At 43.3% G+C, this 16,504-nt stretch carries 16 protein-coding genes; 1 reads left to right on the top strand and 15 read right to left on the bottom strand.

Going from position 1 to position 16,504, the window contains the following annotated elements; all coding sequences use genetic code 11:
• Nucleotides 1–20 precede the first annotated feature (20 nt).
• The 4 genes from MTN95_RS13900 to MTN95_RS13885 form a co-directional block, all read right to left on the bottom strand.
• Complete coding sequence (locus MTN95_RS13900; RefSeq protein ID WP_248338583.1) at nt 21–1,961, bottom strand: FtsX-like permease family protein; 1,941 nt, start codon at nt 1,959–1,961, stop codon at nt 21–23.
• Nucleotides 1,936–2,715: a lantibiotic ABC transporter ATP-binding protein PsdA gene (psdA, locus tag MTN95_RS13895; protein WP_024122961.1), complete on the bottom strand. Its 780-nt coding sequence runs from the start codon at nt 2,713–2,715 to the stop codon at nt 1,936–1,938. Before psdA ends, MTN95_RS13900 begins: the two co-directional genes overlap by 26 nt.
• Before the next feature lie 84 nt (nt 2,716–2,799).
• Nucleotides 2,800–3,870 carry a HAMP domain-containing histidine kinase gene (locus MTN95_RS13890; protein WP_248338581.1) on the bottom strand — a complete coding sequence of 357 codons (1,071 nt, stop codon included), beginning with the start codon at nt 3,868–3,870 and terminating at the stop codon, nt 2,800–2,802.
• Nucleotides 3,864–4,577, bottom strand: coding sequence for a response regulator transcription factor (locus MTN95_RS13885; protein WP_105990924.1), 714 nt, complete (start codon nt 4,575–4,577; stop codon nt 3,864–3,866). The genes MTN95_RS13890 and MTN95_RS13885 overlap by 7 nt, the downstream gene beginning before the upstream one ends.
• A gap of 148 nt (nt 4,578–4,725) precedes the next feature.
• On the opposite strand from MTN95_RS13885, the gene MTN95_RS13880 reads away from it, so the two are divergent.
• A complete protein-coding gene (locus MTN95_RS13880) occupies nt 4,726–4,935 on the top strand; it encodes a hypothetical protein (RefSeq protein WP_105953981.1) in 210 nt (69 codons plus the stop codon).
• Between the two features lie 35 nt (nt 4,936–4,970).
• Here the strand turns inward: MTN95_RS13880 and MTN95_RS13875 are convergent, their stop codons facing one another.
• From MTN95_RS13875 to MTN95_RS13825, 11 genes are all read right to left on the bottom strand, one after another.
• Nucleotides 4,971–5,726, bottom strand: coding sequence for an arylamine N-acetyltransferase family protein (locus MTN95_RS13875; RefSeq protein WP_024122964.1), 756 nt, complete (start codon nt 5,724–5,726; stop codon nt 4,971–4,973).
• A 10-nt stretch (nt 5,727–5,736) separates the two neighbouring features.
• Nucleotides 5,737–5,994 carry an HPr family phosphocarrier protein gene (locus MTN95_RS13870; RefSeq protein WP_024122965.1) on the bottom strand — a complete coding sequence of 86 codons (258 nt, stop codon included), beginning with the start codon at nt 5,992–5,994 and terminating at the stop codon, nt 5,737–5,739.
• Nucleotides 5,995–6,017: 23 nt separating this feature from the next.
• Nucleotides 6,018–6,968 carry a DNA-binding protein WhiA gene (gene whiA / locus MTN95_RS13865; protein WP_024122966.1) on the bottom strand — a complete coding sequence of 317 codons (951 nt, stop codon included), beginning with the start codon at nt 6,966–6,968 and terminating at the stop codon, nt 6,018–6,020.
• A 22-nt stretch (nt 6,969–6,990) separates the two neighbouring features.
• Nucleotides 6,991–7,944, bottom strand: coding sequence for a gluconeogenesis morphogenetic factor (mgfK, locus tag MTN95_RS13860; protein WP_105954130.1), 954 nt, complete (start codon nt 7,942–7,944; stop codon nt 6,991–6,993).
• Nucleotide 7,945: 1 nt separating this feature from the next.
• Complete coding sequence (gene rapZ, locus MTN95_RS13855) at nt 7,946–8,833, bottom strand: RNase adapter RapZ (RefSeq protein WP_105953982.1); 888 nt, start codon at nt 8,831–8,833, stop codon at nt 7,946–7,948.
• Between the two features lie 24 nt (nt 8,834–8,857).
• The gene (locus MTN95_RS13850; RefSeq protein ID WP_105953983.1) at nt 8,858–9,334 is read right to left on the bottom strand and encodes an 8-oxo-dGTP diphosphatase; all 477 of its coding nucleotides are present in this window, start codon (nt 9,332–9,334) and stop codon (nt 8,858–8,860) included.
• Between the two features lie 318 nt (nt 9,335–9,652).
• Nucleotides 9,653–10,603 (bottom strand): thioredoxin-disulfide reductase, encoded by a 951-nt coding sequence (gene trxB / locus MTN95_RS13845; RefSeq protein ID WP_044159317.1) that lies wholly within the window; start codon nt 10,601–10,603, stop codon nt 9,653–9,655.
• 218 nt (nt 10,604–10,821) lie between these two features.
• Nucleotides 10,822–12,234, bottom strand: a complete 1,413-nt coding sequence (gene cwlO, locus MTN95_RS13840; RefSeq protein ID WP_248338579.1) for a peptidoglycan DL-endopeptidase CwlO — start codon at nt 12,232–12,234, stop codon at nt 10,822–10,824.
• A 381-nt stretch (nt 12,235–12,615) separates the two neighbouring features.
• Nucleotides 12,616–14,070, bottom strand: a complete 1,455-nt coding sequence (locus MTN95_RS13835) for a tetratricopeptide repeat protein (protein WP_248338577.1) — start codon at nt 14,068–14,070, stop codon at nt 12,616–12,618.
• 127 nt (nt 14,071–14,197) lie between these two features.
• Nucleotides 14,198–15,961, bottom strand: a complete 1,764-nt coding sequence (locus tag MTN95_RS13830; RefSeq protein WP_101859894.1) for an ABC transporter ATP-binding protein — start codon at nt 15,959–15,961, stop codon at nt 14,198–14,200.
• A gap of 178 nt (nt 15,962–16,139) precedes the next feature.
• Nucleotides 16,140–16,499 carry a hypothetical protein gene (locus MTN95_RS13825; RefSeq protein WP_105990921.1) on the bottom strand — a complete coding sequence of 120 codons (360 nt, stop codon included), beginning with the start codon at nt 16,497–16,499 and terminating at the stop codon, nt 16,140–16,142.
• Nucleotides 16,500–16,504: the final 5 nt, after the last annotated feature.

The raw sequence follows: 16,504 nt of genomic DNA, 5'->3' as shown, positions 1-16,504 counted from the left end.
GATGAAGACCGGATTTCATATTACATATGCTGGAGAACAGCACGCTTATAAATATGACGAGTGACGATATAATAAACAGCCTGGAACACAAAATAAATGAAGATGACAATCACGGCCTCAAGAAATAAGTTAGCATTCAGCATGTTGCTTAACGCCACATACGCAAAACCGGCGTGAATCGTGCCCGCGATAAACGGGATGAAGAACAAAAATCCAATTTGTCTTCCAAGGATAGAGTGAATCTCTTTGTCCGTAATCCCCATTCTCTTTAATGCTAACACTTGCACTCTCGTATCTTCTATTTCAGTAAACATCCGCAAATACAGCATGCTTCCTTGAACGATAAAAAACAGCACGCTGACAAACAGACCGATAAACATCATTAATGCGACTCCCTGCTTCACAACTTGAAAACTCGGAGCACGCGTTTGAAAATCAGATGTATGTTCTTTCGGCACCATGTTTTCAAGCTTCTCAGAGACGTCCACCGTCTCCTGCCAATGCTCAAGCTCGTAGCCTACCACTCTCGTCTGATCCTTCAGCGGCACCTCCTGTGTCAGGCTGTCAAAGCTTTTTTCGCTGACAACCAATAAACGGCTGACTCCTCCGACTGACATCAATATCCCTTTGTTTTGCTGCTTTTTCATGACATAGGAAAGTGATTTTCCTGACTTCATATGAAACGCTGCTTTTTCCCCTTCCCCGAACGTATCTTTCACCATCATTTGAAACGGAACATTGATAAACGCTTCATTTTCTTGTAAATGAATAACGGGAAAACCTTTTTCCTTTGCGACTTGATTATAGATTTTCTCTGAGATCAGCAAGGCCTCTGCTTCCGCTTTCCTGTTTCCATACGGCAAGTCTGATTGAAATGTAACAGGAATACCTGTGGCATTCACCTTATATTTAATTTCAGCATCTGCTCTTTTCAATGTATTCTCAGCCGTCTCAGGCTTCATAACCTGAAAGCGGGAAGCGTCTTTTTCCACCCAGGCAACAGATTGAGGAATGCTTTGCTCCTCCTGCCTTTCTAAATCAGCATAAAACATATAGATCACACCTGTAGCGGTTAAAATGACTGCTGTAATCACAGAGGTTAAAAACAGCATGCGTGCGTGATCTTTCAGCCTGAATATCATGTTGGAACGCACAATGATATTGGTTCCTTTGTAAAAGCTGTGTTTCTTTCTGTACAGCATGCGGAAAAACGCGACACTGCTTTGTGTAAAAAAGAAATACGTGCCGATTAACACTAAAATCAAAATCGGAAAGACACGAAACATCATGTCGATCGCATTGGCTGTGGCAGACAGATAATAACCGCCAGCCAGACAAAGCAAAGACAGTACAGTGAGCCATTTTGAATAGGCCGGTAAATTTTTAGGTTTTTGAGCTGATTTAATCAAATCTATGATTTCGAGCTTGCGAATCTGCCCCAGCGATAAAATAAGCAGGACTTGAAACAATATAAGAAAACCGACCGCCGTCAGCACAAATGCTTTCGGTACAATCGCAAACGAGATCGGCACCTTCACACTGAGCATCCATGTCATGACCATAAAAAACAGTTTTGAAAATAACAGCCCCGTGCCGATACCGGCCGCAATCGCCGCAAGAGAAATCAGCGACTGCTCATAATAAATCATCTTTCGGAGCTGCTGCTTTGATGTCCCGAACAGCGTAAACAAGCCAAATTCTTTCTTTCTCGCTTGTAAAAATGCTGAATTTGAATAAGAAATAAAGAATATACAAAACACGATAATGACGATAAGAGCCGCGCTCAAACACGTTTTCACAAGGCTTCCGCCATACACATTGTCTTCCGTCACATCCGGGTGAAAAATAAAAGATGTGAAGACAAAAAAGACCGAGACGGCAAACACACAGCTTAAAAAGTAAGCAACATATCTTTGCAGATTCCCAATAATGTTCTTACGGGCGATGGTTCTCAAATTCATGAAAATCGCCTCCCAACACACTCAGGGTATCTAGGATACTTTGATAAAACACCTGCTGATTCGTTCCCCTGCGGATCTCTGAAAAAAATCTTCCGTCTTTAATAAAGACGATCCGTTTACAGAAGCTTGCCGCTGTGGCATCATGCGTAACCAATAGTATTGTTGCTTCCTTTTCTTCATTTAGCTGAGCCAGCGTGTTCATGACCTGTTTTGCAGATTTTGAATCAAGGTTGCCTGTCGGTTCATCCGCCAATATCAGAGCCGGATTATGAATAATGGCTCTTGCACAGGCCGCACGCTGCTGCTGGCCTCCGGACACTTCGTATGTACGGTGGTCCAGAATATGTTTGATTTGCAATGTATCTGCCAGTTCATCTAAGCGGTTTTCCATTTCACTCAGCTTTACCTTGTCCAACGCGAGCGGAAGCAGGATGTTTTCCCGAATCGTCAGCGTATCAAGCAAATTAAAGTCCTGGAAGACAAAGCCCAGCTCTCTTCTGCGAAACAGAGCCATCTCTTGATCCTTTAACGTTTTCGGCTGAATGCCGTTGATCATCATCTCGCCCTGGGTCGGCTTATCAATGGTGGCCAGCAAATTCAGGAGCGTGGTTTTTCCGCTTCCTGACGGCCCCATGATACCGACAAATTCTCCTTTATTTACACTGAGGTCAAAATCGCTAAGCGCCTGATATGACATCGTTCCTTTATTTGAATAATATGTTTTTGACAGCTTCGTTGTTTGCAGCACGTTCATGCCTCTGATCCTCCTTTTTTCTTTATTATAAAAAGGAAGTCAGCAGCCTCCCATCGAACTTTCTTTCAATCTCGCTTTCGAACCTTACAATGCTGTCACATTCGCCAGAGTGTCACTTGAAAAGACGATTGTCATCACGGTGCCCGCTCCCTCTTTTGATTGCGCGTACAGTTTATGGCCCAGCTGGCTGCACACCTCTTTCGCCAAATATAGGCCCATTCCTGTCGCCTGCGTCATGCTTCGCCCGTTTTCACCAGTAAAAAACGGATCAAAAATCCGGGGAAGATCCTGCTCCGGAATGCCGATACCGTCATCTGCAACTGATAAACGCGTTTCATGGCCTTGCGTTTCAATCCGGATGGTAATATGGTCCCCAACGCCTTGCTTTGAATATTTCAGGGCATTGAAAAGGATTTGCTCCACAACAAAGGAGAGCCACTTTTGATCACTGGAAACCTGGACGGCGTTTGACGGCACATGTAATTTCGGAAAAAGCCGCCGTTTAATAAACTGCCGTTTTTCCTGATTGATCAATGAGCGAACAAGCTCTGTCAAATCAAAGGTTTCTGGTTTTACATCAAAAGCGAACTCCTCCAGCCGGGCTGTTTGCAGCATCATATCCAGCCCGTGGCGAAACCGTTCATTTTCATCTTCCAGCTCCTCTAAAAATGTCTGAAAGGAAGAAGCGGTCCCGTTCTTTCCTTCTTGAATCATTAAGGAAATGACGGATACGGGTGTTTTCATATGGTGAATCCATTGATTCGTAAATGTATAATGCTGTTTTTGTTTATTAATATATTGTGAGAGCTTTCCGGCATATTGATCGCCAAGCGCGTTAATCATTTTTGTCCAGAGGGCTTGCTCTCTTGTTCTTGGCTTGCGGGCTTCAAGCGACCGCCCTATGTCATTCGAAGCGGGTGCCTGGTCGGCCAGTTTTTTCAAAAATGCCAGAAAGGACACTTGCCGGATGTAATCGGCAGTAAAACCGGCCGCCAAAAGGACACCAGGCAGAACCCATATGTACATCATATTTTCTGAAGAAGGCTCGGCACCGCTCTCTATAATGCTTAAATAGGCAATAAACATGGCGGTACCTATGCTTAATAAGGAAAAAAGAATAATGGCTAATCGGTCGATGATATAAGTCTTTAACACTCCCGTTCATCCTTCCGATTGACTTCAAATACATAGCCCTGGCCCCTGATGGTTGCAATGGCGTCTTTCAATCCGGCATTCTCCAGCTTTCTCCGCAGCCGGTTTACATTAACCGTTAATGTATTATCATCAACAAAATCGACGTCGTCCCATAATGCCTCCAGCAATTCATCACGCGAAACAATTTTTTTATGCTCTCTTATGAAAATCGAAAGCAGCTGAAATTCTTTTTGTGAAAACGAGATGCGGCTGTTCTTCCACTCCGCTTCATATTGATCTGGATATATGGTTAGACCGCCAAGCTCCACCAGTCTTGATTCCTGAGACAAAGAAGGAGAATACTCACCATAAGTCCGGCGCAGTACGCTTTTGATTTTGGCCATGACGACTTCTAAGTGAAACGGCTTTGTGATATAGTCATCGCCCCCGTTCTCAATCGCCATCACCTGATTCAGTTCATCAGTCCGCGCCGAGATAAAAATAATCGGAGCATTGGAAATGGTACGGATTTGCCTGCACCAATAAAACCCGTCAAAAAAAGGCAGGTTGATATCAAGCAGCACAAGATCCGCCTTCATTTCTGCAAATTCAAATTTTATATCATTCAGCTGTTCAGCTATTTTGACTTCATATCCGTATTTTTGAAGATGGCCGCCCAGCAATGAAGCAATCCGTTCATCATCTTCCACGAGTAAGATCCGATACACATTTATCCCCCTTATATGTCTAGCACGGTGATTTTTCTAGAAGATTCCAAAATTCATTATAGCATGTGGGGGATAGTAAATCGGTCTTTTTCTATTCGTTATGGTAGAATGAAAAAAGGTAAAAATTTCTTAATAAGTAGGTGTCATTATGAAGATAATCATGCTACTTGTAACCATTACGTCAACTCTTTCAGCATGCCAGCCGAACTATACCGGGGAATACATAGAAATTGGAGATTCACTGACTGAATACGAAAAAGAGTGCTTTAAAGAGAATCACATTCCTTATCAATATGAAAAAGAGAAACTGTATATCCCGGAAGATGCATTTGATGTAGTAATCAATACTTGTTCATAAGAAAAAGCTTGCAGTATGTCTGCAAGCTTTTCACATTACAAAAAATAAGTGTTTAATTTCTCTTCAAACTCTGAAGGGGCGATGTCACTTTTTTGGCCTTCTCCGCCGTTTTCATGAATCGTAAAATGGCGGTCTGACATGACCATCCGCCCATTCGGTGTCAACTTTGAGGCGAGCAGTGATTTGTTAAAGGGCGATTTTTCATGAGAATGAATCAGGTCCTTCATGTCATCTAAATCACCGGGATCCCTCTCTTCAAGGGTAAAGGCATAACCGATTTGCCAGCCTTCTCCTTTGTCCATCAACAGAAGATGGGTGCCCATTTCCGTCGCTTTTTCCTTGATTCGGAATGCTCCCACAGGAGATTGTACCGTTTCTCCGGAAAGCGGTATCGGCTCCAGCGCCAGGTTGATGCCAAAACCAATATCAACGATGTAATCTCCCTTTTCTGCTGACAGCCATACAGCAGCATGGGTTCCCTCTAATGCCCACTCTTCTTGCTTTCCTGCATAAACTGTTCCGCGAATGAGCTTCACATGAAAACCGGCATCGCGTAAGACATAGTAAAGAAAACCATTCAGGTCGTAGCATAGTCCCCCATGCTGCTCTTTGATCAGACGGCGCCAAAGCTCCTCTTTGGTTACCTTATAATTCTCTTTTGCAAGAACTGCCCGGTTTTCAAAAGGGTATCGGTACGCCATTGCTTTTAGAAAAAGGGGAAGATCGTCGAAGCTGACATGATCCTTCTTCCAGCCGATTTTCTTAAAACAGTCTTTCAGAAAATCATTTATTTTGTATCACCTAAACTTCCTCTTGAACATACGCCGAAAGCTTTTCCAGCGCCTCTTGTTCATCTTCTCCCTCGGCAATCAATGTGACTTCTGTGCCTGTGCTTACTGCAAGGCTCATCAGTCCCATGATGCTTTTCGCATTTACTTTTTTCCCATCCTTCTCAAGAAACACATCTGACGTAAACCGGTTTGCTTCTTGTACAAACAAAGCAGCAGGACGCGCCTGCAGTCCTGTCTTTAATCGAACTTCCACTTTCTGCTGAACCATAAGATCTCCCCTTTTCTTTACGGTTATTTTAAAGTGACGGTTTGCCCTGTCCGCAGCTGTTCTGCGATTTCGTCAAGTTTTCTCAGCCTGTGATTGATCCCTGATTTGCTGATTTTTCCGCTCGCTACCATTTCCCCCAGCTCTTTCAGCGTCACTTCCTGGTAATCAATCCGCAGCTGCGCGATTTCCCGAAGTTTTTCAGGAAGCGCCTCCAAGCCGATTCTTTCATCGATGTATTTAATATTTTCTACCTGTCTGAGCGAAGCCCCGATGGTTTTGTTTAAGTTGGCTGTTTCACAATTGACAAGGCGATTAACCGAATTTCTCATGTCTCTGACGATTCTGACATCCTCAAAACGCAGCAGCGAATTATGTGCGCCGATCACGTTTAGAAATTCAGTAATCTTTTCCGCCTCTTTTAAGTAAGTGATATAGCCTTTTTTCCGTTCGAGCGTTTTGCTGTTTAAATGAAACTCATTTAACAGGTCGCATAATGAATCGTTATGCTCTTTATAAAGAGAAAAAATTTCCAGATGATACGAGGAGGTTTCCGGGTTATTGACTGAACCTCCCGCCAAAAATGCCCCTCTCATGTAAGAACGCTTGCAGCATCTCTTTTTGACAAGCTCTTTTGAAATATTTCGCTCAAACACAAAATTCTCGCCGAGTATTTTTAAATCCTCTAAGATGAACTTTGCATTCTCTGAAAAACGCACAATATAGACGTTATTCTTTTTCAGCCGCATTTTCTTTCTGACCAGCAGCTCAACCGACACATCATATTGTCTTTTCAGCAATGTATAGATGCGGCGGGCAATCGCTGCATTTTCAGTTTGAACATCAAGTACGAGATGGCGGTTAGCAAATGATAAAGATCCATTCATTCGGATAAGCGCAGACAGCTCTGCCTTAATGCAGCAGTCCTTCACTTCCAGGTTCGTTAATTCTTTTTTTGTTTCCGATGCAAATGACATATAGCCACCTCATTTCAAGGCTTCATTCTTTCAGTAAATCGACAAGAAGAGAAGCCACTTTATGTGTATCGTGACGAATTACGTCATTTTTATGTGTTACGATTTGATCTCTGATAACTTCAAGCCCCATCGCTTTGAGCTCTTCGATATCAAAATCAACAGGACGCGCCGATTCTACTGCGTACTTACGTTTTATTTCGTCAGGAATGTCTTCACTGTTAACCAGTATGGTATCGATAAAGCCGCAGCCCATATGCTGATTGAGCGCTTTCACATGATCGGCAGCGGTATAATGCAGCGTTTCTCCGGGCTGTGTCATCACGTTGCAGATATACACTTTTTTCGCCGGCGCCTTGATCACTTCTTCTCCAATTTTCGGGACGAGTAAATTAGGGAGAATACTGGTATAAAGGCTGCCCGGTCCGATAATAATCAGATCCGCTTCCCTGATCACGTCTATCGTTTCCGGCAGCGGATCAATGTTTTCAGGCGTCAGAAAAACGCGCTTAATTCGCTGGCCGTACTCCGGAATAGTGGACTCGCCTGAGACCACGCGGCCGTCCTCCATTTCGGCATGCAGAACAACACTGGCATTGGCTGCCGGCAACACCTTTCCTCTTACATTCAGCACCTTGCTCATTTCTGTGACAGCGTGAAAAAAATCACCGGTTATATTCGTCATCGCTGCCAAAATTAAATTTCCGAGTGAATGCCCCGTTAAGTCGTTCCCTTTATTAAAGCGGTGCTGAAAGAGGTCTTCAACTAGCGGCTCCACATCGGATAAAGCGGCAAGTACATTTCTGATGTCTCCTGGTGGCGGGATTTGCAGTTCGTTCCGCAGCCGCCCCGAGCTTCCTCCGTCATCAGCAACTGTGACAATCGCCGTAATATCAACGGGTTTATGTTTTAAGCCCCGAAGCAATACAGAAAGGCCCGTGCCGCCGCCAAAGATTGCGATTTTCGGTTTTTGTCCCATCTTATTTCCGGCTTCTCTTTTCAATGTCCCGGTGAGTAACATGAGTATAGTAATCCTTTTTGAAATAGTCAGCTAAATGCTCGGCAAGTGTCACAGAACGGTGCTGGCCCCCTGTGCAGCCGATCGCAATGACGAGCTGGCTCTTTCCTTCTCTTTTGTAGGACGGCAGCATGAAGCTGAGTAAATCGATTAATTTTTCATTGAACTTTTGTGTTTCATTCCACTTCATGACGTAAGAGGATACCTCTTCATCTTTTCCGGTCAGCGGCCTCATGCTTTCGATATAATATGGATTCGGCAAAAATCTGACATCAAAGACGAGATCGGCATCAATCGGAATACCGTATTTAAAACCAAATGACATGACATTTACCGTAAATGTCTCTCCTTGGTTTGTCGCAAAATGCTTTACGATTTTCTCGCGCAGATCGCGCGGCTTCATGTCTGATGTATCATAAATCATTTGAGAGCGGCCTTTTAATTCCTCAAGCAGCTCACGTTCCAGCGCGATGCCTTCGAGCGGAAGACCAGTCACTGCCAGCGGATGCGAACGTCTCGTTTCTTTATATCTTGTCACGAGAATCGAATCCTTCGCGTCTAAAAATAAAATTCGCGGTGTAATCCACGGATTTTCCGCCATTTCATCCAGCGCCTCAATCAGCCGGTCAAAAAATTCACGGCCGCGCAAATCCATAACAAGCGCGACCTTGCTCATTTTCGAATTTGATTCCTTCATCAGCTCTAAAAATTTCGGAAGCAATGAAGGCGGCAGATTATCGACGCAGAAATAGCCGAGATCCTCAAAGCTTTGAATCGCAACGGTTTTTCCCGCTCCCGACATACCGGTAATAATGACAAGCTGAATATCATGTGATTCACTAACACTCATCTTTCTCCCCCCTGACTTGTCTTTCTATTTGATGTGCTGCGGATCTAAACGATAACTGAGCAGCTCAAACTCCGGTGTATACGTAAATGTGCCGTGCAGCAGCCCTTGTCCCTTCATCATAAAGTCGAGGATATGGCCGTCTCCCGGGGCCATAGGCAGGTTTTGAATATCCTTCACATTGTGCCACTGCAAAATGCCTTCTTCTGATTCAGACACATTTTCTCCCGTATAGGAATCAGCAACAAACGTAAACATCATCCACTCAGACACAATGTGGTCACCGTCTTTAATAATAAAGGTAAAAACGCCTTTTAGCTGGGGATTTATGATATAGATACCAGTCTCTTCTCTGAATTCTCTGATGACGGAATCCCTGACTGATTCTCCGCTCTCCATCTTGCCTCCCGGCGCGACCCACCAGCCGCGTCTTGGCTTTTGAAGAAGAAGAACGTTGTCATCCGCCTTGAGAACACAATTTGTCACTCTTTGCAAGTACGTCACCTAACCTTCTCGTCCTGTCATCGTCTCTTTATTATACCGTTTCAAGATGCCTCTCACAATGAAGAGACATTGACAATCTTTTCTTTTATTTTACAGCATATTCTTTCCCGCGTTCAGATGATTTTATTGTGAAAGGAAATTGTCTTTTATTTTTAGACAAAAAAAGGACACGGATAACTGGAGAATCCGTGCCAAAAGTGTATTCATTATAAAAAGGGGGTCAATTACTTTATTAATCATAACCGATAAGTTTTACACAACTGTTACAGCGGAATTAAAACCCAGTAACGTTATGTGAAACTCGTATGACAGCCCTTTTTATTTTAAGGTTTTCAGCGTTTCCTGAAGCTCTTCGACATAATGCTGGACGCTTTGTGCGGCAATACTTCCGTCACCTGTAGCCGTTACGATTTGGCGCAATGATTTTTCTCGGATGTCTCCGGCTGCGAAAATCCCTTCAACCTTTGTTTCCATTCGGTCATTGGTTTCGATGTAGCCTTCTTCATTTGTGATGCCAAGGTTTTCAAACGGTTTAGACAGAGGAAGCATACCGATATAAATGAATACGCCGTCTGTTGTGAATTCACTTTCTTCACCAGTTACCGTATCCACAAGCGTCACTTTGCCGACTTTGCCGTTTTCCTCATGAATTTCCTTCACGGTTTTATTCCATAAGAAATCTACTTTTTCATTATCAAACGCTCTCGCTTGGAGAATGCTTTGCGCACGGAGTTTGTCACGTCTGTGAACAATCGTTACTTTTGAAGCGAAACGTGTTAAGTACACGCCTTCTTCAACCGCTGAGTCTCCTCCGCCGACAACAACAAGCTCTTTGCCTTTAAAGAAAGCGCCGTCACATACTGCACAATACGAAACACCGCGGCCGCCCAATTCTTTTTCGCCAGGTACGCCGATTTTTTTATACTCTGCACCTGCGGCAATGATAACAGCACGTGCTTTATATTCTTTTGAACCGGCTTTCACAACTTTGTACTCTTTGCCGTCCACAATTTCTTTAATATCGCCATAAGCGTATTCCGCGCCGAATTTCTTCGCGTGTTCAAACATTTTGTTGGAAAGCTCAGGTCCGAGGATGCTTTCGAAACCTGGATAGTTCTCCACATCTTCCGTGTTTGCCATTTGGCCGCCCGGAATTCCTCTTTCGATCATTAATGTCGATAAGTTTGCTCTAGATGTGTATACAGCGGCCGTCATCCCAGCGGGACCTGCGCCGATAATAATCACGTCATATATTTTTTCTTCTGACACACTCATTCACTCCTTAAAACGTCTTTTCGAGTTGGGCTCTTCCTTATATGATAAGAATCCCCATCAAACGTATTCCTTACCCATATCCTATAAAATCTCATGGTGATACGCCATTTTTTTGCTCATTTTTTTCAAAACGCGATTAAATGTATTTCAAAAGGGTATGTATATTAATAAAGAAAGAGCCTTCTGTCCGTAGAAGGCCCTTGTCTTATTTATTATTGAACAACACGTCTTACAACGCCTTTAAATGCTTTTTTCCAGTACACGTTGTTCATAGAGTCAACAGATACACCATGAGATGTATTGTCGTTAAGGAACGTACCGTTTCCTAAGTAGATTCCAACGTGACCATTTGTTTTGTATGTGTCAAAGAAAACTAAGTCTCCGCGTTTCATGTCTGACGCGCTTACAGCTTGTCCTCTTCCAACTAAAGTATCAGTCGTTGTTCCGCCGACAGGTCCAAGGTTGACACCTGCAGAAGCGTAAGCCCAGCGAACGAATGATGAGCAGTCAAAAATACGGTTGTTGATATCAGACTGAGAGCGTCCGCCGCCAAACTTGTACGGAGATTGTCCGACAATGCTTGAACCAACGCTGATCGCGCCTTCAATTCCGCCTGAGTTGCTGATGACAGTGCCGCCTGAGTTATTGCTTGAGCTGCTGCTCTTCTTAGAAGATGAGCCGTTAGACGAACTGTTAGATGAACCTTTAGAAGAGTTGTCTGAAGAATCATCATCAGATGCGCTTGCTTTTGCTGTTTCAGTTGTAGCCGTTTGGCTGTCATCTGTTTGTGTTTCATCAGATGCTTTTTGTGCTTCTTCCTGCTTTTTGATCAGGGCAGCCGCAGCTTCTTGTTGTTTTTTGATACGCGCTTGTTCTTCTTCAGTATCTGCTTTTTGGTTTGCAAGGTCAGCTGCTTCTGATTTTAATTCAGAAATCGCGTCAGCTGTTTTCTTCTGGCTGTCCTTTGCTTCGTCGAAAAGCTTGTCTTTTTCATCAAGCTGTTTATCAAGATCTTTTTGCATTGTTTCTAATTTAGCCAGTGCAGCTTGTACTTCTTTCAGCTTATCATTCAGATCTGCTTCAGAGTCTTCAAGCTTCGCTTTATCCTGCTCTTGCTGTTTGATTAAATCTTTGTCTGCATCAACAATAGATGAAACCGCAGTTGCACGTGAGATAAAATCACCAAAGCTCGTTGATCCTAAAAGTACATCTATGTATCCTTGAGATCCGCCGCTTTCCTGTAAAGAACGAACGCGTTTTTTCAGGATTTCGTTGCGTTTTTCGATGCGTGCTTCTGTTTCTTTAATCTCTTTTTTCAGTTTTTTGATTTCTTCTTTTGTTTTATCGTTTTCTTCTTTTTTATCATCGATTTTGTTGCTTGTATCGAGCGCCTTAGCGTTAATGTCTTTCAGTTCTTTTTCAATCTTTGATTGATTTTCCTGAAGCTCAGTTAATTCTTTTTCTTTCGCTTCAATGCTGGAAGCAACCTCAGATTGCTTGCTTTCGATTTTTTGTTTCTTTTCATCTAATGTTTCCGCCGATGCAGTTTTACTTGTAAATGGGATCAAAAAACTGCTTGTCCCGATGACGGAAGCCAAACCAAGTGTCAATAAACTCTTTCTCACTTTTTATATCCTCCCTTTTACTGTGAACCTGTTCTCATTTGGAATTGTATTTTGAACATCAAGTTTCGTTCCTCATACTCTACGAGGAATGATGATTGTTTATGGTTAATTATTCTGTGCATCTCTTAATCTGGGTGTATAGCGTTTATTTCACATCATATGTAAAAAACACTAATTCCTTATGTACGAGAATCATTATACCATCAAGTTTCGACAAATTAGCGATAAATTTTATTACATTTGTGTTTCAAACTGATGTCAGGTTGCACATCATTTGTCATTTTTCTTAAATTGATAAAAAACCTGTCGATATTACTTTCTTAATATACTTCTTAGAATAAAAAGAGAGTTGATTCTGCGAATCAACTCTCAATCAATATACTATTCTAAAATATCATCAATATATTTCATATATTTCGTCAAAGTAGCCGGAGAGATGCCAAATTGGGCTGCCGTATCTTTTTTGGTGTCATGTTTGCCATGGGCTTCTTTCCAAATATAGTAGATAGCCGCAGCCCATCCGCTCACATTTTTCAGCGGCCCCGCTGCGCGGATTTGCTGTATCACATGGAATACCCAGCAGCTCATGACTTCTGTTTTCATCTCATCTTGTTCTGCTTCTTCGAGCAATTTGACCGTTTGATAAGCGAAAAGCGCATCCTCTGACACATCTGCTGCTGCGGAATCTCCGTTTAAGAGCAGCTTAACAAAATGGTTTTCAAAAGGAGCGGTGATGCGCTTCGAGCGTATCACGGCTTCAAGATGCTCCGTTTCACCCTTGGTGCTGCTGATATAATAGGCCGCCAATCGCTGTTCTACTGACGAAGGAAGTACTTCCCGCCGCTCAATCCACGGAGCCGGACGGTCTGCTCCTGGATATTGCGATTCAACTTTTCTCCATACCGTTTCGGCAAATTCTTTATGGCCCGTAAAGTAAGCAGAGCACGAGAGCCAGTAGTAGAATGTGTCGTCTCCTTCAAAACCGCTTTTATATAGTAATCTGAGCCATTTGTACCCGATATCATACCGTCCGACAAGCGACAGAGTGGCACCCAGTTTATAGCGCTGTTCAAATAACATCGGATATACATTTGAAAGCTGATCACTCAGCTCTGCCACCTTTTCATCTTCTCTTTCATAATAGTAGAAAACGAGAAGATTACATAATGCGTGAAGATTTCCTTCATTATTATTCAGCACTAGATAAGCTGTTTGTTTCGCTTTCACAACATTGCCGGAATAAAAGTGGGCAAGGGCGAGATTATTATAAGCGGACCAAAGCTCAGGATATTCGTGTGTGATTTCCTCAAGGGCCGCAACGGCTTCAGCAAGCTGACCGCTTTCAAGCAAGGACTTCGCCCGGTCCTGTTTGATAAGCAATTCATCCTGATCATATAAAGAATCCTCAGGCCCTCCGTCTCCTAAATCAAGCAGTTCAAGCAGACTATCATTCTCTTCGGAAAATTCACCGTCCGGATCAGCGTCTGAATAAGCGGCAGCTTCTTTATAAGCTTCCTGAAAGAGTCCCAGATGGGCAAAGTTATTTGCTTTAAAATAATGGCATTCCGGCATTTCCGTCTCAAGATTCGCCAAAATATAATCAAGCAAATCGTTTGATTCCTGGTATTGCCCCATCTCAGAATAAATGACCGCAAGCTGCGAAAGCATCTCTGAATCCTTCGGCTCCAAATGAACCGCGCGCTGGATCAGTTTGCTTGCCCGCTTCAGATTGCGTTCTTTATACGCTTTCAAACCTTTATGAAAAAAATAATGTCCATCTTGAAGCAGCTGGACAATTTGTGCGTGATTTTTATGTTCAGAAGTGTGTTTTCCCACAACTACCCTCCGTTTTATACAATATTACCGTCAGTAGTATACCATAAATCGTAATCCCCTCAATAGTTCAAAAGGAAGGATTGGGAAAATCCCTCCTCTTTTTTTTACTGGCTGAATCGACCAGAATTTACCCGGCTTTGTTTTCTAAATCCGCATTCATTTTAAGCTGCTGTTCAGCAAAATCTCTGTAAAGGTCATGGGAAGCCATTAATTCATGGTGCGTGCCGCGTCCCGTAATTTCCCCTTTTTCAACAAATAATAGCTGATCAGCATCTACAACAGTCGATAAGCGGTGAGCGATGACAATTGTTGTCCGGCCTTCCATCAGCACCTCAAGTGCCTGCTGCACTGATTTTTCAGATTGGCTGTCGAGGCTGGATGTAGCTTCATCAAGCATCAGGATGCTCGGATCACGGAGAAGCGCCCTGGCAATCGCAATTCTTTGTCTCTGTCCGCCCGACAGCATAATGCCGCGTTCGCCCACTTCAGTATCAAGCTGATTCGGCAGCTCCAGTATAAAATTAAGAGCGTATGCCATCTCCGCTGCTTTTTCGATTTCGGCATCCGTTACCTCACGTTCCAGCCCATAACAAATATTGTCTCTGATCGTTCCCGACATTAACGGACTTTCCTGTGACACGTAGCCGATATGCTGACGCCACGATTCGAGCGAATACGTATCCACCGGCTCGTCTCCCAGCCGAATGGTCCCTTCAGTCGGAGAATAGAAACGTTCAAGCAGCTTAAACAGCGTGGTTTTCCCGCCGCCGCTCGGCCCAACAATTGCTGTTACTTTTCCCGCTTCAATCACGGCGCTGATATCCTTCAAGATCATCTGCCCAGGCTTATAGCCAAAGGACACTTGATCAAGCCGGATAGGCAGATGTGCGTTGTCAATTTGGTTTCCTGTGACGGTATCTTCCTCTTCCTCTGCCAAAATCTCAATCATCCGTTCCGTTGCACCGATTGATTTTTGCAGCTGTGTGAAGAACGTTGTAATCTGGCCCATCGGCATAATGATTTGAAACAAATATAAAATAAAAGCCACGAGTGCTCCGGCCGTCAATTCGCCTGATGACACCTGCATACCGCCGTATCCAATAACAGCCACGAGTGCGGCCATTAATACGAGAGAAATAAGCGGCCCGACAAGCGATTGCACCTTCGCTTCACGAACCCCCAGCTGGAATAATGAAGAAATCCCCAGCTTTCCGCGTTTGTATTCGACTTCCTCTGCATTTGAAGCCTTCACAAGCCTGATTTCCGGAAGTATTTGATTGAGCAACCCTGTAAAACGTGCGGTTTCATCTTGAGTTTCCCGAGAAATGGAGAACATCTTCTGGCCGATCGGCACTAAAATCAGCGCAGCTAATGGAACAACTACTAAAACAAGCAGCGTCAGCTTCCAGTTCATAATGAATAAGATGGTGAGTGATCCAATGACCGAAATGATGCCTGTTATAAATCCGCTGATATGGCTGGTGATCAGCTCTTTTACCACCATCGTATCATTCGTGACCCGGCTGACAGTTTCACCGGAAGCGTTAGTATCGAAATAAGATACAGGAAGCTTAATTAATTTCTTCCATAATAAATCCCTTAACCCAGAGATGATTTTTTGCCCGCTATAGTTTAGCGCGTATGTAGCGTAGGCGCTTAAAGCGGCCTGAATAAGAAAAACGAGCGCGATCAGCCCGATTTGCGTGCCGGACAGCGCTGACATGGAAAAACCGTCGACAAGCTGTTTCGTTAATAAAGGAATCAGCAGGCTGACCAGTGTTGTCACAATACTGAGAATCAGCGCAAAAGCGAGCTTTCCATAGGATGGGTTTGTCTGTTTCACTAATGCAAAAAAGGCTTTGAATTTTCTTTTAGGTTGCTGTGTTGACATAGTATTTTTCCTCCTGTTTCAATCCCTTTACGCGGTCAGCAAGGTTGAACGGAATATAATAGGATTATTTTTACTCTTTCTAAATCATAACAATGGAGAGAGACTTTTTCAGTATATTTTTCTTGTACACTGAAAATAAAAATCCCCTATTCATGACTCGAATAGGAGACGTTTCATATTATAGATCCTTTTCAGGCTTCTTTTTTCGATACGTTAAGGTAACCTCTTGCTGCCTCAGGTCTTCAATGATCATTTTGAACCGGTCAACCTTTGCAGTATGCTCTTCTTTTATCGTTTGAAGTGCAGTTTTCTGCTTTTCGCTTTTCGATTCAAGCTCTTCTTTTATTTTTTTGACAATCATTCCTTTTTGCCCTTTGATTTCTTCTTTTAATGCAGTCTCAAATTTTTTAGTCAGGCTGAGAATGTCGTTGATGGGTTTATTGAGACTGCCTGCTTTCCCCTTCATTTCGTCATGGGTTAGAAACATATAGGTGGTTGATACAACTTCTGTTTCACTTTCTGAAAATAAGGAAGTCACTCTGT

Source organism: Bacillus sp. 2CMS4F (assembly GCF_023161785.1).
GTDB classification, from domain to species: Bacteria; Bacillota; Bacilli; order Bacillales; family Bacillaceae; genus Bacillus; species Bacillus halotolerans.
The sequence above is the reverse complement of the archived record's forward strand: the minus strand, read 5'-3'. Positions and strand labels throughout refer to the sequence as shown.